This window comes from Caballeronia sp. LZ003 (genome assembly GCF_031451465.1).
Lineage (GTDB): Bacteria > Pseudomonadota > Gammaproteobacteria > Burkholderiales > Burkholderiaceae > Caballeronia.
The window spans coordinates 1,654,172-1,670,983 of record NZ_JARUXJ010000001.1 but is presented as its reverse complement, the minus strand read 5'-3'; the positions used below and the strand labels follow the sequence as shown (position 1 = coordinate 1,670,983).

The 16,812-nt window shown below is 61.8% G+C and carries 16 protein-coding genes; 11 read left to right on the top strand and 5 right to left on the bottom strand.

Translation table 11 applies throughout. From position 1 onward, the window contains the following. Positions 1 to 780, top strand: a complete 780-nt coding sequence (locus tag QCE79_RS07375; RefSeq protein ID WP_309843069.1) for an RNA methyltransferase — start codon at positions 1 to 3, stop codon at positions 778 to 780. Here the strand turns inward: QCE79_RS07375 and QCE79_RS07370 are convergent, their stop codons facing one another. Further along, positions 781 to 1,599, bottom strand: coding sequence for a pyruvate, water dikinase regulatory protein (locus QCE79_RS07370; protein ID WP_244827774.1), 819 nt, complete (start codon positions 1,597 to 1,599; stop codon positions 781 to 783). Between the two features lie 431 nt (positions 1,600 to 2,030). Here QCE79_RS07370 and ppsA point away from each other — a divergent pair, with 431 nt between their 5' ends. The 3 genes from ppsA to QCE79_RS07355 all read left to right on the top strand — a co-directional run bounded on the left by ppsA (position 2,031) and on the right by QCE79_RS07355 (position 5,951). Continuing rightward, positions 2,031 to 4,448 (top strand): phosphoenolpyruvate synthase, encoded by a 2,418-nt coding sequence (gene ppsA, locus QCE79_RS07365; RefSeq protein ID WP_244827775.1) that lies wholly within the window; start codon positions 2,031 to 2,033, stop codon positions 4,446 to 4,448. A gap of 94 nt (positions 4,449 to 4,542) precedes the next feature. Further along, positions 4,543 to 4,974: an NfeD family protein gene (locus QCE79_RS07360; protein ID WP_250464507.1), complete on the top strand. Its 432-nt coding sequence runs from the start codon at positions 4,543 to 4,545 to the stop codon at positions 4,972 to 4,974. Positions 4,975 to 5,021: 47 nt separating this feature from the next. Continuing rightward, positions 5,022 to 5,951, top strand: coding sequence for an SPFH domain-containing protein (locus QCE79_RS07355; protein ID WP_244827777.1), 930 nt, complete (start codon positions 5,022 to 5,024; stop codon positions 5,949 to 5,951). A 42-nt stretch (positions 5,952 to 5,993) separates the two neighbouring features. On the opposite strand, the gene smpB is transcribed toward QCE79_RS07355, so the two are convergent. Continuing rightward, the gene (smpB, locus tag QCE79_RS07350; RefSeq protein ID WP_250464509.1) at positions 5,994 to 6,443 is read right to left on the bottom strand and encodes an SsrA-binding protein SmpB; all 450 of its coding nucleotides are present in this window, start codon (positions 6,441 to 6,443) and stop codon (positions 5,994 to 5,996) included. Between the two features lie 115 nt (positions 6,444 to 6,558). On the opposite strand from smpB, the gene QCE79_RS07345 reads away from it, so the two are divergent. After that, complete coding sequence (locus QCE79_RS07345) at positions 6,559 to 6,996, top strand: type II toxin-antitoxin system RatA family toxin (protein WP_244827779.1); 438 nt, start codon at positions 6,559 to 6,561, stop codon at positions 6,994 to 6,996. Next, positions 6,993 to 7,322 carry an RnfH family protein gene (locus tag QCE79_RS07340; protein WP_244827780.1) on the top strand — a complete coding sequence of 110 codons (330 nt, stop codon included), beginning with the start codon at positions 6,993 to 6,995 and terminating at the stop codon, positions 7,320 to 7,322. The genes QCE79_RS07345 and QCE79_RS07340 overlap by 4 nt, the downstream gene beginning before the upstream one ends. A gap of 10 nt (positions 7,323 to 7,332) precedes the next feature. On the opposite strand, the gene QCE79_RS07335 is transcribed toward QCE79_RS07340, so the two are convergent. After that, the gene (locus tag QCE79_RS07335; protein WP_309845239.1) at positions 7,333 to 8,307 is read right to left on the bottom strand and encodes a DMT family transporter; all 975 of its coding nucleotides are present in this window, start codon (positions 8,305 to 8,307) and stop codon (positions 7,333 to 7,335) included. A 211-nt stretch (positions 8,308 to 8,518) separates the two neighbouring features. Between QCE79_RS07335 and guaB the strand changes: the two genes are divergently transcribed. The 3 genes from guaB to guaA all read left to right on the top strand — a co-directional run bounded on the left by guaB (position 8,519) and on the right by guaA (position 12,538). Then, positions 8,519 to 9,979, top strand: coding sequence for an IMP dehydrogenase (gene guaB / locus QCE79_RS07330; protein WP_244827782.1), 1,461 nt, complete (start codon positions 8,519 to 8,521; stop codon positions 9,977 to 9,979). Between the two features lie 27 nt (positions 9,980 to 10,006). After that, entirely contained in the window at positions 10,007 to 10,795 is a 789-nt protein-coding gene (locus QCE79_RS07325) for a hypothetical protein (protein WP_244827783.1), read from the top strand. A gap of 159 nt (positions 10,796 to 10,954) precedes the next feature. Next, the gene (gene guaA / locus QCE79_RS07320) at positions 10,955 to 12,538 is read left to right on the top strand and encodes a glutamine-hydrolyzing GMP synthase (RefSeq protein ID WP_250508934.1); all 1,584 of its coding nucleotides are present in this window, start codon (positions 10,955 to 10,957) and stop codon (positions 12,536 to 12,538) included. Between the two features lie 306 nt (positions 12,539 to 12,844). Here guaA and serB read toward each other — a convergent pair whose 3' ends face one another. Together serB and QCE79_RS07310 are read right to left on the bottom strand one after the other, a co-directional pair. Then, positions 12,845 to 13,684, bottom strand: a complete 840-nt coding sequence (gene serB, locus QCE79_RS07315; protein ID WP_309843065.1) for a phosphoserine phosphatase SerB — start codon at positions 13,682 to 13,684, stop codon at positions 12,845 to 12,847. A gap of 141 nt (positions 13,685 to 13,825) precedes the next feature. After that, positions 13,826 to 14,791 carry a LysR substrate-binding domain-containing protein gene (locus QCE79_RS07310; protein ID WP_309843063.1) on the bottom strand — a complete coding sequence of 322 codons (966 nt, stop codon included), beginning with the start codon at positions 14,789 to 14,791 and terminating at the stop codon, positions 13,826 to 13,828. 105 nt (positions 14,792 to 14,896) lie between these two features. On the opposite strand from QCE79_RS07310, the gene QCE79_RS07305 reads away from it, so the two are divergent. Both QCE79_RS07305 and QCE79_RS07300 read left to right on the top strand, forming a co-directional pair. Continuing rightward, positions 14,897 to 15,913 (top strand): zinc-binding alcohol dehydrogenase family protein, encoded by a 1,017-nt coding sequence (locus QCE79_RS07305; protein WP_250525751.1) that lies wholly within the window; start codon positions 14,897 to 14,899, stop codon positions 15,911 to 15,913. A 156-nt stretch (positions 15,914 to 16,069) separates the two neighbouring features. After that, positions 16,070 to 16,624, top strand: a complete 555-nt coding sequence (locus QCE79_RS07300) for a DUF6013 family protein (protein WP_250464526.1) — start codon at positions 16,070 to 16,072, stop codon at positions 16,622 to 16,624. Positions 16,625 to 16,812 lie beyond the last annotated feature (188 nt).

Below are 16,812 nucleotides of genomic sequence, written 5' to 3'. Positions count from 1 at the left end.
TTGAAATCGATCACCTCGCGGGACAACCCGCTCTACAAGCGTCTCAAGGCGCTCGCCGGTTCGACCGCGCAGCAGCGCCGCAGCGCTCACGCGCTCCTCGAAGGGCTCCACCTCGCTTCAGCCTATCTCGACGCCGCCGGTCAGCCGGAAACCTGCGTCTTGACCGAAGGCGCGCTCTCCCATGCCGAAGCGCGGGAGATCGTCGCGCGCATCGAGGAAAAACGTGTGATCGTGCTGCCGGATGCGCTCTTCGGCCAATTGTCGAGCGTCGTGCACGGCGTTGGCATGTTGTTGCTCGTTGAGAAGATCGATGCCGCGCTGCCCGACCGCGTCGAGGCAACCTGCGTGATTCTCGATGGCATTCAGGACGCGGGCAACGTCGGTTCCATTTTGCGCAGCGCGGCGGCGGCGGGTATCACGCGCGTTTTCTGCGCGCCGGGAACGGCTTACGCGTGGTCGTCGAAGGTCTTGCGCTCGGGCATGGGCGCACACTTTCTGCTCGATATCTTCGAGGATGTCGAACCGGCAAACCTGATTGCGCGCCTGGATGCGCCCGTGACCATCACCGACTCACATGGCGCGGTCGCGCTTTACGATTGCGATCTCGTGGGTCCGCTCGCATGGGTCTTCGGCAACGAAGGCGCGGGCGTGTCGCAGGTCTGGCGCGATGCAGTCACGCATCGCGTGACGATTCCACAGCCGGGCGGCATGGAATCGCTGAACGTGGCGGCTGCGGCGGCAATTTGTCTTTTCGAACAATGCCGCCAGCAGCGGCGCTGATCAGTAGTACGACGGCCGCTCCGGCTTGATCTCCTGCAGAATCGTGGTGGCGATTTCCTCGATCGACTTGTGTGTCGACGAAAGCCATTTCACGCCTTCGCGCTTCATCATCGATTCGGCTTCGTTGATCTCGTAACGGCAGTTTTCAAGTGCCGCGTACTTGCTGCCCGGCCGGCGCTCGTTGCGAATCTCCGAGAGCCGCTGCGGGTCGATGGAAAGACCGAACATCTTCTCGCGATGTTCCAGCAAGGGCGTCGGCAGTTTGCCGCGCTCGAAATCTTCCGGAATCAGCGGGTAGTTCGCCGCCTTCACCCCGTATTGCATTGCCAGATAGAGGCTCGTCGGCGTCTTGCCGCTGCGCGAGACGCCCACGAGAATCACGTCCGCTTCCGTGAGATTGCGGTTGGATTGACCGTCGTCGTGCGCGAGCGAGAAGTTGATGGCCTCGATACGGTTCTTGTATTCCTCGGTATCCGCGTTCTGGTGGACGCGGCCCATGGCGTGCGTCGACTTGATTTCCAGTTCGTGTTCGAGCGGCTCGATGAAGGTCTGGAACATATCGAGCACGAGCGCATTGCAGCCCTTGACGATCTCGTTCGACGCGCTGTCGACGAGCGTCGTGAAGACAATGGGCCGCCGTCCGTCCAGTGACACCACTTCGTTGATCTTCTCGACGGTCGCATGCGCCTTGTCGATCGAGTCGACGAACGGCACGCGCACCAGCCGGAATTTCTGGTCGAACTGGGCGAGGATCGAATGCGCGAACGTCTCGGCGGTGATTCCTGTACCGTCGGAAACGATGAATACGGATGGCGGCATCGGCGATATGGGGAACGAGTTGGAAGGCACGTGCTCGAAGGTAACGCGCGAGCACGGGAGCGGAAAAGGCCTGTGTTAAGGTAACTGGATTCGGGGTGTGCGCCGCCGAACCATCGGGCGTCAAAGACCTCGATTTTGCCGTCTATTTGCTGATTATGCCGGGACAAAATTGAGAAATGGCACGGTAGAATAGCGGCAACCTGTTCGATAAGCAATTGCGTATGGATTGATTGGGATTTTCGTCAAAACGAGGTTGCTTCGCTTATTTTTGCTTCAAAGAAGCATGAATCCGAGCAGTTTCAGACGTCCCTATCCATACCGCGATGGCTTATCAAACAGGTTGTACGAGATGCGTCTCGCGCTTCCAATGAGCGCCGCCGCATATGAGCCCACTCGTGCGATCGTGAATTTCATCCACCTTAGGGGCTTGTATGACTAACGCAGTTAATGTTGCGAACGATGTCGCAAAGGATCAGGCGTATGTAGTTCCATTCGAGCAGTTGCGAATGACCGACGTGGAAATCGTCGGTGGCAAGAATGCGTCGCTCGGCGAGATGATCAGCCAGCTTTCCGAAGCTGGCGTTCGCGTGCCCACGGGCTTTGCCACAACTGCACTCGCGTTTCGCGATTTCCTGCATCACAACAATCTGACCGAACGCATTGCGAAGCGTTTGGAGACGCTCGACGTCGACGACGTGAAGTCGCTCGCCGAAGCCGGCAAGGAAATCCGCCAGTGGATCGTCGACGCGCCCATGCAGCCGCGTCTCGAAGACGAAATCCGTCGTGGGTTCGACGTCCTTCAGAACAGCTCGCCCGAAGAGCTTTCGTTCGCCGTGCGTTCCTCGGCGACCGCTGAGGATTTGCCCGACGCATCGTTCGCGGGTCAGCAGGAGAGCTATCTGAACGTCGTCGGCATCGAAGACGTGCTCGACCGCATGAAGCACGTGTTCGCGTCGCTGTACAACGACCGCGCCATTTCTTATCGCGTCCACAAGGGCTTCACCCACGCCGAAGTCGCGTTGTCGGCTGGCGTGCAGCGCATGGTCCGTTCGGACGTGGGCGCGGCGGGCGTCATGTTCACCATCGACACGGAATCGGGCTTCAAGGAAACTGTGTTCATCACGTCGAGCTACGGTCTCGGCGAAACGGTGGTGCAGGGCGCGGTGAATCCGGACGAGTTCCACGTCTTCAAGACCACGCTCGCGCAGAACAAGTATCCGATCATCCGCCGTTCCATCGGCTCGAAGCTCATCAAGATGGAGTTCACGAAGGCCGGCGAAGCGGGCCGCGTGAAGACGGTGGACGTGCCGCACGAGCAGCGCAACCGCTTCTCCATTTCCGATGAAGACGTGATCGAGCTCGCGAAGTACGCGGTGATCATCGAGAAGCACTATCAGCGTCCGATGGACATCGAGTGGGGCCGCGACGGTCGCGACGGCAAGATTTTCATTCTCCAGGCGCGTCCGGAAACGGTGAAGAGCCAGGCTGCGGGCAAGGCCGAGATGCGTTTCAAGCTGAAGGGCCAGTCGAACGTGCTGACCACGGGCCGCGCAATCGGCCAGAAGATCGGCGCGGGTCCGGTGCGTGTGATTCACGACCCGTCGGAAATGGAACGTGTGCAACCGGGCGACGTGCTCGTCGCCGACATGACCGACCCGAACTGGGAACCGGTGATGAAGCGCGCATCGGCCATCGTGACGAATCGCGGCGGGCGCACGTGCCACGCGGCAATCATCGCGCGTGAATTGGGCGTGCCGGCAGTGGTTGGCTGCGGCGACGCAACGGACTTGCTGAAGGACGGCGCGCTCGTCACGGTATCGTGCGCGGAAGGCGACGAAGGCAAGATTTACGACGGCCTGCTCGAAACCGAAGTGACCGAAGTGCAGCGCGGCGAACTGCCGAAGATTCCGGTCAAGATCATGATGAACGTCGGCAATCCGCAACTTGCGTTCGACTTCTCGCAGTTGCCGAACGCGGGTGTGGGCCTGGCGCGGCTCGAATTCATCATCAACAACAATATCGGCGTGCATCCGCGAGCTATTCTCGAGTACCCGAATATCGACGCCGATTTGAAGAAGGCCGTCGAAAGCGTTGCGCGCGGTCATGCGTCGCCGCGTGCGTTCTACGTCGACAAGCTGACCGAAGGCATCGCCACGATCGCGGCGGCGTTCTATCCGAAGCCCGTCATCGTGCGTCTGTCCGACTTCAAGTCGAACGAGTACAAGAAGCTGATCGGCGGTTCGCGCTACGAGCCGGACGAAGAAAATCCGATGCTCGGTTTCCGCGGCGCATCGCGCTATATCTCGGACGACTTCGCCGAAGCGTTCCATATGGAATGCATCGCGCTGAAGAAGGTGCGTGAAGACATGGGACTCGACAACGTCGAGATCATGGTGCCGTTCGTGCGCACGCTGAAGCAGGCGGAGCGCGTGGTCGGTCTGCTCGACAAGTTCGGGCTCAAGCGCGGCGTGAACGGCCTCAAGCTCGTGATGATGTGCGAAGTGCCGTCCAACGCGATTCTCGCCGAAGAATTCCTGCAGTTCTTCGACGGCTTCTCCATCGGTTCGAACGACTTGACGCAGCTTACGCTCGGGCTCGACCGCGACTCCGGCATGGAACTGCTCGCCGCCGACTTCGACGAACGCGACGAAGCCGTGAAGTTCATGCTGAAGCGCGCAATCGAGACGTGTCTGCGGCTCAACAAGTACGTCGGCATTTGCGGCCAGGGCCCGTCGGATCACCCGGACCTCGCCGAATGGCTGGCAAAGCAGGGCATCGAATCCATGTCGCTGAACCCGGACACCATCATTGACACCTGGCAGCAATTGGCGACTACTTTGTCAAAATAAGTAAGCCGTGCCTTTCCGTGTGCTGACGGAGAGGCGCATCATGCTATAAAAAACACCCCGGACCTTTCCGGGGTGTTTTCGTTTGGAGACGAGCATGGCGACGAATGGACTGATCTGGTGGATCGCAGCCGGTGCGTTGATCGTAACGGAGTTGTTTACCGGCACGTTCTATCTGCTGATGATCGCGCTCGGGTTGATCGCGGGCGGTCTTGCGCATGCAATGGGCGCGTTGCCGCACGTGCAGTTCGGCGTGGCGGCGGTCGTCGCGCTGGTCGCGGTCGCCGTGTTGCGGCGTTCGCGCTTCGGCAACTGGAAGCGGCGCGACGCCACGCGCGATGCGGCGGTGAATCTCGACATCGGCGCGACGCTCGAGGTCGACGAATGGCGCGATGGCCGCGCGCGGGCGATGTATCGCGGCGCGCAGTGGGACATCGTGCTGGCGCCGGGCGAGTCGGAAACGGCGCGCTGGTATCGCATCACCGCGCTCGACGGCAGCCGGCTCGTCGTTGCCGCAAAAGGCTCCTGAGCGCAAACCGGTCGAAACTCGATCAACAAGAACCCAAGGAGTAGAAAATGATTTTCGCGCTAGTCTTGCTCGTCATCGCAATCGTGATTGTGGTGAACACGGTCAAGATCGTTCCGCAGCAGCACGCATGGGTGCTGGAACGTCTCGGCCGCTATCACGCGACGTTGACGCCGGGCCTGAACATCGTGCTGCCGTTCATCGACCGCATTGCGTACAAGCACGTGCTCAAGGAGATTCCGCTCGAAGTGCCGAGCCAGGTCTGCATTACGCGCGACAACACGCAATTGCAGGTGGATGGCGTGCTGTACTTTCAGGTCACGGATGCCATGAAGGCGTCGTATGGATCGAGCAACTTCGTTTTTGCCATCACGCAGCTCTCGCAGACGACGTTGCGTTCGGTCATCGGCAAGCTGGAACTGGACAAGACTTTCGAGGAGCGCGATTACATCAACCAGAACATCGTCGCTTCGCTGGACGAAGCCGCGTCGAATTGGGGCGTGAAGGTGTTGCGCTACGAGATCAAGGACCTGACGCCGCCGAAGGACATCCTTCACGCGATGCAGGCGCAGATCACCGCCGAGCGCGAGAAGCGGGCGTTGATCGCGGCATCCGAAGGGCGCAAGCAGGAGCAGATCAACATCGCTTCCGGCGCGCGCGAGGCGGCGATTCAGAAGTCCGAGGGCGAGCGTCAGGCGGCGATCAATCAGGCGCAGGGCGAGGCAGCGGCCATTCTCGCGGTGGCCGAGGCGAACGCGCAAGCCATCGAGAAGATCGGCGCGGCGATTCAGACGGCGGGCGGCATGGAAGCGGTGAACCTCAAGGTCGCCGAGCAGTATGTCGGCGCGTTCGGCAATATCGCGAAGGCGGGCAACACGCTCATCGTGCCGGGCAACATGTCCGACATGGGCTCGATGATCGCATCGGCGCTCGCTATCGTGAAAGGCGAGGGCGGGGGCGGCATCATCAGGAAGAGCTAAAGCAGAAGGGGCGCTTTGGGGCGCCCCTTTTTGCATGCGGAATCAACGCGCGGCCGTTCGCATGAGACGCGCGCGTTCGCGGTCCCAGTCGCGCTTCTTCTCCGTCTCGCGCTTGTCATGCAGCTTCTTGCCCTTGGCAAGCCCGATCTCGCATTTCACGCGGCCTTCCTTGTAGTGGAAGTTGAGCGGCACGAGCGTATGCCCACGCTGCTCGACCTTGCCGATGAGCTTGTCGATCTGATCGCGATGCAAAAGCAGCTTGCGCGTGCGCACCGGGTCCGGGTTGATATGCGTCGAGGCTTCGGGCAGCGGGCTGATATGCGTGCCAATCAGGTACAGCTCGCCTTGCTTGATGACGACGTAGCCTTCCTTGATCTGCCCGCGGCCCGCGCGCAGCGCCTTGACTTCCCAGCCTTCGAGCACGAGACCCGCCTCGAAGCGTTCCTCGATGAAGTAATCGAAGAAGGCTTTTCTGTTGTCGATGATGCTCATGAATGGAAAGTGCCCAACTCGTTTAAAATCACAATTTTAGCAGCGCGCCGTCTGTGGGACGATCCCATGCGTGAAGCGCAGTTGCCGCCCAATCAAGCCACCCGCCGCGCCCTTTATGGCAGACGTCCAAAAAACAGTATTGATCCGCCATTCAGCGGAAGAAATGTTCGACCTCGTCACCGATGTCGCCGACTACCCCAATTTTCTGCCGTGGTGCGGCGGCGTGGAGATCGGGCGGCAGGACGAGAACGGCATGGAAGCGAAGATCGACATCAGCTTCAAAGGCATCAAGCAGCACTTTGCCACGCGCAACGTGCAAAAACGTCCGACCAGCATCGATATGGTGTTCTTAAGCGGCCCTTTCAAGAAGTTCACGGGTTACTGGCGCTTCACGCCCCTGCGCGCGGACGCCTGCAAGATCGAGTTCGCGCTCCACTACGAGTTCTCGAACCTCATTCTGGAGAAGCTGATCGGGCCGGTGTTCAGCCATATTGCCAATACGTTCGTCGATTCCTTCGTGAAGCGCGCGGATCAACGGTACGGCAAGAAATGAGCCTTCGTATCGACGTTTGCTACGGTCTTGCCGATGGCGCGAGCTTTCTCGCACACCTCGATCTGCGCGAAGGTGCGACGGTGCGAGAGGCCATTGAAGTGAGCGGGGTCTTGAAGCAGCATCCGGAAATCGATTTGTCGACACAAAAGGTCGGCGTGTTCGGCAAGGCCCAGCCGCTCGATACAGCGTTGTCGGACTTCGATCGCGTGGAGATTTATCGGCCGCTCAAGGTCGACCCAAAAACCGCGCGCTTGCGCCGGGTGGCGAAGACACGCAAGGCCGGTTCGATCGAAGGCCGCAAGTGGCAGTCGAAGGATTCGCGTTAGCCGGCGCCTTTCAATGCGCAGGCGCTTCCTTGCTGACGCGAGGCGTCACGACGCTGTGCTGACGCACCGACCAACTCACGCCCGCAGTCAGCAAAGCGATGGCGCAGAATTCAGGCACGCGCGGCCAGCGGCCATCGTAGACAAAGGCATAGAGCAGCGCGAAGAGCGTTTCGAACGCAATCAACTGACCGGACAGCGTCAGCGGCAAGCGCTTGGACGCCGCGTTCCACAAGATGTTGCCGACCCACGAACCGCCCGCCGCCAGGGCAAAACTCACGAGCCAGAACAACTGCCAGCGTTCGAGCGACACGGCGGCCTGCACGCTGCCTGCGGGCAACATCCACATGATCGCGCCGAGGATTGCGCCCAGCACGCCCGTCACGATTCCCCACAGCACCGACCATTCGTTGCCGTCGAAACGATGGTTCGCCTGCACGTAGCGCGCGTTGACGACCGCATACCAGGTCCACGCGGCGAGCGCCCCGAGCGCGCATGCGAGGCCGGCAAGACGTGTCGGCACGCTGCTCGTCTCGACGCTGCCATGCTGCAAAAACACGTCGCGAAACACATCCAGATTGATGCACGCGATGCCCGCCAGGATCATCGACAACGGCCCGGCGAGGCGCCGCAATTCCACCGCGCCATCATCGCGCCGCCCCGCGAGCGTGACGGTGACGGGCAGGATGCCGACGATCAGCGATGTCGGCGCGACGCCGACCAGTTGCACCGCGCTTGCAAGCAGCATGTAGTAAAGAAGGTTGCCGACGAGCGCCAGTTTTACGAGCGCGAGGAGATCGGCGCGCGTGAGCTTGGTCATCAACCGCCGCGCGATAGGTAGCGCCACCGCGAGCGACACGGCGCCATACATCAGATACCGTCCGACGCTCAAAGCAAGCGGCGAGAAATCGGGCAACAGCCGCGGCGCCAGAAAAATGAAACCCCAGATTGCTCCGGCCGACATTCCGTACATCACACCGCGCTGCATCCCGACTCCCTGACCCACGTCCATTCGATGTAGGCGAGGGTAAAGGCGCGCGCCAGCCAGCGTCTTGTCTAATTCTGCATATGCCAGGAGCGGACAGAACGCCCGCACGCCCGGCCCGTAACTTGCATGCGTTTGGGCTAAGCCGCTGTTCGGGCAGTGAAAACCCGAGGAACTATCGGTATAATCTGCTTTTGCGCCCATAGGATTTGCCATGCGTCTGATCCAGAAAGCACTCACGTTCGATGACGTGCTCCTCGTGCCTGCGTTCTCCAGCGTACTTCCGCGCGATACCAGTCTGAAATCCCAGCTGACTCGCAACATCTCCCTGAATATGCCCCTCGTGTCCGCCGCCATGGACACGGTCACCGAAGGCCGGCTCGCCATCGCGATGGCGCAGATGGGCGGCATCGGCATCGTTCACAAGAATCTCACTGCCAAAGAGCAAGCGCGCGAAGTCGCCAAGGTCAAGCGCTTCGAGTCGGGTGTGGTGCGCGATCCGATCACCGTGCCGCCGGAAATGCGCGTACGCGACGTCATCGCGCTCACGCAGCAGCATGGCATTTCGGGCTTTCCTGTCGTGGAAGGCGCGAAGCTCATCGGCATCGTCACTAACCGCGACCTGCGCTTCGAAGAGCGCATGGAAGAGCCCGTGCGCAACATCATGACGCCGCGCGAGCGCCTCGTGACGGTCAAGGAAGGCACGCCGCTCGCGCAAGCCAAGGCGCTGATGCATAGCCATCGCCTGGAACGCGTGCTCGTGGTCAATGACGCGTTCGAACTGCGCGGCCTGATGACCGTGAAAGACATCACGAAGCAGACCGAGAATCCGGACGCGTGTAAAGACGAAGACGGCAAGCTGCGGGTGGGCGCGGCAGTGGGCGTGGGCGCGGACAACGAGGAGCGCGTCGAGCTGCTCGCGGCGGCGGGCGTGGACGTGATCGTCGTCGATACCGCGCACGGCCACAGCCAGGGCGTGCTCGAACGCGTGCGCTGGGTGAAGCAGAACTACCCGAAGGTGCAGGTGATCGGCGGCAACATCGCTACGGCGGCTGCCGCCAAGGCGCTCGTCGAATACGGCGCGGACGCGGTGAAGGTCGGTATCGGTCCGGGCTCCATCTGCACGACGCGCATCGTCGCGGGCGTGGGCGTGCCGCAGATCACGGCAATCGCGAACGTCTCTGAAGGATTGCGCGGCAGCGGCGTGCCGGTGATCGCGGACGGCGGCGCGCGCTTCTCGGGCGATGTCGCCAAGGCGCTTGCGGCCGGCGCGAACGTCGTCATGATGGGCAGCATGCTCGCGGGCACGGAAGAGTCGCCCGGCGACGTGTTCCTGTTCCAGGGCCGCCAGTACAAGGCGTATCGCGGCATGGGTTCGGTCGGCGCGATGAAGGACGGCGCGGCGGACCGCTACTTCCAGGACAACTCGGCGAACATCGACAAGCTCGTGCCGGAAGGCATCGAAGGCCGCGTGGCCTACAAGGGCTCGGTCAACGCCATCCTGTTCCAGGTCATTGGCGGTGTGCGCGCGAGCATGGGTTATTGCGGCTGCAGCACCATTGCCGAGTTGCACGACAAGGCTGAGTTCGTGCAGATCACGGCGGCCGGCATGCGCGAGTCGCACGTGCACGACGTGCAGATCACGAAGGAAGCGCCGAATTACCACGTCGACTGAACATATTGACTAACCCGGGGATCGATCATGAAACCGTTGCTGCGGGCCGTGCTGATCGTCAATGCGCTGATCTTTCTGGCGTTCGGCGTATTGTTCCTGCTGACGCCGTGGACCGGCCTGTACGCCGCGCTGCAACTCGATCCCATCCTCGTTCAGCCCGCCTTCGCCGGGCAATTGCTCGGCGTGGCGTTGCTCGGACTGGCGTGGCTTTCACTGCACGCGGCTATCGACGGCGCGTTGACGGCGCGGGCCGCAAGAGTTTCGGGCCATGTGGAGTGGCTTTCCGGCGTCATCGTGCTGGTCTGGCTGCTTGGGTTGCGCACGCCGGAAGTGGCCGGCTTCGGGCAGGTGAGCGCAACGCTCGTTGGCATCGTGCTCATGGTGCTAGGTCTTGGCAGCGTGCGTTTGTCGTCGGCCGTGCGGCGGCGTGAGCGTCTGGCGGCGGCAGGCAAGGCTTCGGCCACGCGGGCAGAACAGAAGGCGGCGGACAAGCGCGAGCAAGGCATACCGTTGGACACCGCGACACGTCCGTTGGCGCGCGCGCCGGAAGCCACGGCCATCGATCCAGTTTCAGGCCGCACGGTCGATTCGTCCGGGCGTCCGCTTGATACCGCGACGCCGCTGTCTCGCACGCGTATGGACGGCGGCGCGGTCGATCCGGTCACGGGCCGCACGTTCGACCCCGTCGGTGGCCGCGAAATCGATCCGGTGACGGGCAAGCGCATCGAGCCTGTAATCAGCGGCGATATCGATCCGGTCACGGGCAGACGCGTCGATCCGCTGACCGGTGCAGATGTGCGCCAGACGCCGCTCTGATGGCGTGCAGACGGCAGATCATCGTCGGGCAGTACCGCAGTAAGACAAGCACGGTCGGCCTTTGCGCCGACCGTCGATTTATTGGCAGCCGGACTTCGCGCGAGATTCGCGCGCAGCCGGCACAAGACCCATTCGTTCACTTAGCCTTTGGCCGCAGCCATGCACGACAAAATCCTGATCCTCGATTTCGGCTCCCAAGTCACGCAACTGATCGCGCGGCGCATCCGCGAATCGCACGTCTACTCGGAAATCCATCCGTACGACGTCGATGAAACCTTCATCCGCGAGTTCGCGCCGAAGGGCATCATCCTGTCGGGCGGCCCGAACTCGGTCACCGAGGCGGGCTCGCCGCGCGCGCCGCAGGTTGTGTTCGATCTCGGCGTGCCGGTGCTCGGCATCTGCTACGGCATGCAGACGATGGCCGATCAGCTTGGCGGCAAGGTCGAACTCGGCAGCGTGCGCGAATTCGGCTATGCGGAAGTGGCTGCGCTCAACCACACGGGCTTTCTTGAAGGCATCGAAGACTTCAAGAGCGCCGAGGGCGAGGCGATGCTAAAGGTGTGGATGAGTCACGGCGACAAGGTCGCCGACTTGCCGGCCGGCTTCAAACTCATGGCCTCGACGCCTGCGTGTCCGATCGCCGCGATGGCCGACGACGACCGCCGCTTCTACGGCGTGCAATGGCATCCCGAAGTCACGCACACCGTGCAAGGCCGCGCGATGCTCGATCGCTTCGTGCTTGGACTGTGCGGCGCGAAAGCGGACTGGGAGATGGGCCATTACATCGACGAAGCGGTCGCGAAAATTCGCGAGCAGGTTGGCAGCGAGCATGTCATTCTGGGCTTGTCGGGCGGCGTGGATTCGTCGGTGGCGGCGGCGCTGTTGCATCGCGCGATCGGCGATCAGCTGACTTGCGTGTTTGTCGATCACGGCCTCTTGCGTCAGAACGAAGCCGAGCAGGTGATGTCCACGTTCGCCGATCACCTTGGCGTGAAGGTCATCCACGTCGATGCGAGCGCGGAGTTTCTCGCGAAGCTCGCGGGCGTGACGGACCCGGAGGCGAAGCGCAAGATCATCGGCGCCGAGTTCGTCGAAGTGTTCGATGCGGAATCCCAGAAGCTCACGGATGCCAAGTGGCTCGCGCAGGGCACCATTTATCCGGACGTGATCGAATCGGCGGGCAAGGGCAAGAAGGGCGCGCATACGATCAAGAGCCATCACAACGTCGGCGGCTTGCCGGAGACGCTGAACCTGAAGCTGCTCGAACCGTTGCGCGAGCTGTTCAAGGACGAAGTGCGCGAGTTGGGCGTGAAGCTTGGTTTGCCGCACGCGATGGTGTACCGCCATCCGTTCCCGGGACCGGGACTTGGCGTGCGTATTCTCGGCGAAGTAAAGCGCGAGTTCGCTGACCTTTTGCGTCAGGCGGACGCGATCTTTATCGAAACGTTGCGCAATACCATCGACAAGGAAACGGGCAAGTCGTGGTATGACCTCACGAGCCAGGCGTTCGCGGTGTTCTTGCCGGTGAAGAGCGTTGGTGTCATGGGCGACGGGCGGACTTATGAGTATGTCGTTGCCCTGCGCGCCGTGCAGACGCTGGACTTCATGACTGCGCATTGGGCGCATCTGCCGCATGAGTTGCTTGGGCATGTGTCCAATCGGATCATTAATGAAGTGCGGGGGATTAACCGGGTGGTTTATGACATCTCGGGGAAGCCGCCAGCGACGATCGAGTGGGAGTGAATCGACGGGTCCTTATGGGCCATCGCCGGGTAACAAAGCCGTTACGAGCCGGCGGACGATGCCCTGACAGCTGAACAATCGTGGGTGGCGCGGGATCAAAAGCTTTTGGGAGGTGACGGGTTGACAAGCCCGTCGCTGCCCTGAGTTCTATGCTGGAGTGCCACCGCTAGAGCAGACGTGCAGCTTGCCCTTGCTTCGTCAGCAGTGACATCGCCTTCTGGTGGAAAGAAACGAAGGTCTCCGCTTTCATCTGCACCAACGAGAAAGGCACCGATGAGGTGGCAGTATTTCAGAACGAATCTAGCGTCAAAACAACCTCAACAACCCATCCAGCCCAACGAAGTTAAACGCGAGACTAGCCGCCTCCCTCACCACCGGCTTTGCGCGAAACGCCACCGACAGACCCGCTTTTGCCATCATCTTTAAATCGTTGGACCCATCGCCCATGGCGATCGCGCGTTTCGGATCGATGCCGAGCTCCAAGCACGTCTCGCGCAGCGTGCGCGCCTTGACATCCGCGTTGACGATCTCGCCTAGCACCTTGCCCGTCAATTTGCCATCGACGATTTCGAGCGTATTCGCGCGCGTGTAGTCGAGGCCGAGCCGCACTTTCAGCCGCTCGGTGAAGAACGTGAATCCGCCCGACACCAGCAGCGTTTTCAAGCCCGCTGCCCGCGCGCCAGCGAGCATGCGTTCCGCGCCCGGCGACAACTGCAGACGCTCGTCGAACACGCGTTGCAATGCGGTCGCCTCCAGTCCCTTCAACAGTGCGACGCGGCGCGTGAGACTCTCGTTGAAGTCCTTGATCTCGCCGCGCATCGAGGCTTCCGTGATCGCCGCGACTTCCGCCTTCAGCCCGCAGAAATCCGCGATCTCATCGATACATTCGATCGTGATGAGCGTCGAATCCATATCCATCGCGACGAGGCCGAAGTCGGTCAACTTCGCGTTTGCGTCGATGAACGCGTAGTCGAGCGCGTGCGTGCCGCAATAAGCGTCGATGTCGGCGCGTTGCAGCGGATCGGCATCGGTCAGGCGCAAGAGCGTGTCGTCGATACGCTGCGTTTCGCGCGAACGGGCGAGGGCGGCGAGCGGCTTCAGATGCGCATCGGAGATAAGACTGGGGCTTTGAATGACGAGGTTCATCGCAGGCGGATTGTGATAAGCGCGAAAATCGACATTGTACGGGCCACACGCGGGTGAAGACCGGCTAGCCTGTTCCAAAGCCAAAGCCCAAGCCCAAGCCCAAGCCCAAGCCCAAGCCCAAGCCCAAGCCCAAGCCCAAGCCTACCGCTGCACGCTTCCCGGATCGACGTCCCAATACGGCGGCTCGCCGAAGCGCTCGGCCAGAAAATCGATGAAAGCCAGCGTCTTCGGCGGCACGAACGCGCGACTCGGATACACCGCCCAAATCGCGACCGTCTGCGCGCACGGATAATCATCGAGCAGCGTCACGAGTTCGCCGCTCGCGAGCAGCGGCGCCACGCTCCACGTCGACTTCAACGCGATACCGACGCCCGCCGCGATCGCGTCCCGGATCACTTCGCCGTTGTCGGTCACGATGCGCCCCGACACGCGTACATCGATCACGCCCGTCGGCGTATGAAAGCTCCAGTCGCGCTGGTCGGATAGGATCACGCACTCGTGCTCCGCAAGCTCGGCCGGGTGCCGCGGCCGGCCATGCGCCTCGATATACGCAGGCGACGCGCACAACACGCGCCGGTTGCTCGCCAGCTTGCGCGCGACGAGCGTCGAGTCCTTCAACGCACCGATACGAATGGCGAGATCGATGCCCTCATCGACGAGATCGATGATCTGATCCGTCATGCGCAACTCGATGCTCACGCCCGGATACAACCGCAGAAACGCCGGAATCAGCGGCGAAACATGCTGACGCCCAAGCGACGACGGCATGGTCACCCGCAGCCGTCCGTGAGGCCGTTCGCGTGCGCGGCCCACCGATGCGCGCGCGGCCTCGGCGGCATCGAGCAGTTCACGTGCGTGGGCCGCGAAAATCTCGCCTTCCTGCGTGACGCTCACGCGCCGCGTCGTCCGATGCAAAAGCCGCGCGCCGAGCATGCGCTCCAGCCCCGCGATGCGCGCGCTCGCCACCGCCGGCGAGAGGCCGAATTCACGCGCCGCCGCCGACAAACTGGCAAGCGCCGCCGCGCGCACGAACAAGCCGACGTCGAGCAGATCGAGACGTTCGCGTGCGTCGGAATCGGCATGGCTGGCAAGCGGTTCGCTAATCATTCGATGGATTTCCCAAAAAATGTTTCAACGATTATGACGGTTTTACGGAACGCCGACGGCGGCTAAGATGACTACACCTCATGCAATCAAACACGGAGCTCGAACATGAAAGCCATTGGACTGACTCGCTATCTGCCGATTTCGAATCCCGAATCGCTCGTCGATATCGAGCTCGACAAACCTGCACCTTACGGGCGCGACCTGCTCGTGAAAATCGAGGCGATCGCCGTCAACCCCGTCGACACGAAAGTGCGCGCGCCGAAGGACAAGACCGAGGCCACGCCGCGCGTGCTCGGTTGGGACGCGGCGGGCGTCGTCGAAGCGGTCGGCCCCGAGGTCACGCTCTTCAAGCCGGGCGATGCCGTCTATTACGCAGGCGACATCACGCGGCAAGGCGCGAACAGCGAATTTCATCTGATCGATGAACGCATCGTCGGCGCGAAGCCGAAGTCGCTTGATTTCACGTGCGCGGCGGCGTTGCCGCTCACGACCATCACCGCATGGGAAGCGCTCTTCGACCGCCTGAACGTGTCCGCCGAAGGCAAGGACGCGGGCAAGACGGTGCTGATCATTGGCGGGGCGGGCGGAGTGGGGTCCATCGGCATTCAGTTGGCCAAGCAGGTTGCGAAGCTGAACGTGATCGCCACCGCATCGCGGCCGGAATCCGCGCAATGGGCGAAGGAGCTGGGCGCGGATCACATCGTCAATCACTTCGAGGACATCCCTAAGCAGCTGAAGGACGCGGGCTTCCCGCAAGTCGATTTCGTGTTGATCTTCAACGACACCGACAAGCATTTTCCGGCAGCGGCGGAAGTGATCAAACCTCAAGGCGGCATCTGTACGATTGTCGAGAATGCGAAGCCGATCGCGGTCGAACTGCTGAAGGCGAAAAGCGCGGCGTTCCACTGGGAGTTCATGTTCACGCGCGCGATGTTCCATACGCCCGACATGATCGAACAACACAAGCTGCTCACGGAAGTGGCGCGGCTGATCGACGCAGGCGCGATCCGCACGACGCTCGGCCGCGACCTCGGCAAGATCAATGCGACGAATCTGCGTGAGGCGCATCGCCTGCTGGAAGAAGGGCGCGCGATCGGCAAGCTCGTGCTGACCGGTTTTTGACGAACTTCAACGAAGCGGGCCATCGTTCAAGTGCACACGGGTTTTCCATTAGGAGACCCGGGCATGCTCGGCGCTAGACTGAATTCGCCTTCAGTCATCCGGCGCGTCGTTCGCGGCGCGCCGGAATTCCCCAAGCGTTTAAACGGAGGTGCCGGCATGAATCGTCGCCCGAATTTCAGTCGCATCGTTTCAGCGTTTGCGCTCGCGTTGGGCGTGATGGCGAGCGCGCATGCGACGCCAGGCATCAAGGTTCTCTCCGAAGCGCCCAATGACGGGCCGATCAAATACAGCGTGAAGATGGTGTCGAAGAGCTTCGGCAACGAACAGGAAACGCGCACCATCCGCTCGGGGCAGAGCGACGACTTTACCTGGCAGGGCGCGGCGCCCGCTGGCGCGCAGCCGGTGCCGGATGGCTGTCCGCAGGCGGCATCGGTGCCGCATAGCGCGGACGGCGCGGCCGTGCGCCAGGTGCAGATTCGTTTTGCGCCGGTCATCGCGGATAACGGCGCGGCCAATGTGCAGATCAGCTTTCGAGCTTATGCGCCGAAGGGTGTAAATAAGGTCACGGTCGGCGGCAAGAGCTTGCAGTGTCCCGTCGATAACCGCTTCAGCCAAGTCGTGCGCTTTTCCATGTCGACTTCGACCGGCTCCAAGAAGACCGTCACGCTCGATGATGGAACGCAACTGACGATCACGGCGAGTCGGAAGTAGGGCGCTGATGGCGCGGGCTTGTTTCGCGCTGATCGTGACTCGCTGCTTTGATCGGCATGTAAGCGGCGGGGCGGTGGCTTAAGCATCGGCCCCGACGATGATCTCAGTGCAATCGGTCCGCGTGCGTCTCAGGTGAGGTCAACGAGGCTCTTGCCAGAGGCGATGTCGCAACCGCAATGCACAAGCGC

Bases quoted from the DNA above. Each gene is read 5' to 3' on its own strand.
- QCE79_RS07370 (WP_244827774.1), bottom strand. From the start codon at position 1,599: ATGCCGCCATCCGTATTCATCGTTTCCGACGGTACAGGAATCACCGCC.
- ppsA (WP_244827775.1), top strand. From the start codon at position 2,031: ATGACTAACGCAGTTAATGTTGCGAACGATGTCGCAAAGGATCAGGCG.
- QCE79_RS07360 (WP_250464507.1), top strand. From the start codon at position 4,543: ATGGCGACGAATGGACTGATCTGGTGGATCGCAGCCGGTGCGTTGATC.
- QCE79_RS07355 (WP_244827777.1), top strand. From the start codon at position 5,022: ATGATTTTCGCGCTAGTCTTGCTCGTCATCGCAATCGTGATTGTGGTG.
- smpB (WP_250464509.1), bottom strand. From the start codon at position 6,443: ATGAGCATCATCGACAACAGAAAAGCCTTCTTCGATTACTTCATCGAG.
- QCE79_RS07345 (WP_244827779.1), top strand. From the start codon at position 6,559: ATGGCAGACGTCCAAAAAACAGTATTGATCCGCCATTCAGCGGAAGAA.
- QCE79_RS07340 (WP_244827780.1), top strand. From the start codon at position 6,993: ATGAGCCTTCGTATCGACGTTTGCTACGGTCTTGCCGATGGCGCGAGC.
- QCE79_RS07335 (WP_309845239.1), bottom strand. From the start codon at position 8,307: ATGCAGCGCGGTGTGATGTACGGAATGTCGGCCGGAGCAATCTGGGGT.
- guaB (WP_244827782.1), top strand. From the start codon at position 8,519: ATGCGTCTGATCCAGAAAGCACTCACGTTCGATGACGTGCTCCTCGTG.
- QCE79_RS07325 (WP_244827783.1), top strand. From the start codon at position 10,007: ATGAAACCGTTGCTGCGGGCCGTGCTGATCGTCAATGCGCTGATCTTT.
- guaA (WP_250508934.1), top strand. From the start codon at position 10,955: ATGCACGACAAAATCCTGATCCTCGATTTCGGCTCCCAAGTCACGCAA.
- serB (WP_309843065.1), bottom strand. From the start codon at position 13,684: ATGAACCTCGTCATTCAAAGCCCCAGTCTTATCTCCGATGCGCATCTG.
- QCE79_RS07310 (WP_309843063.1), bottom strand. From the start codon at position 14,791: ATGATTAGCGAACCGCTTGCCAGCCATGCCGATTCCGACGCACGCGAA.
- QCE79_RS07305 (WP_250525751.1), top strand. From the start codon at position 14,897: ATGAAAGCCATTGGACTGACTCGCTATCTGCCGATTTCGAATCCCGAA.
- QCE79_RS07300 (WP_250464526.1), top strand. From the start codon at position 16,070: ATGAATCGTCGCCCGAATTTCAGTCGCATCGTTTCAGCGTTTGCGCTC.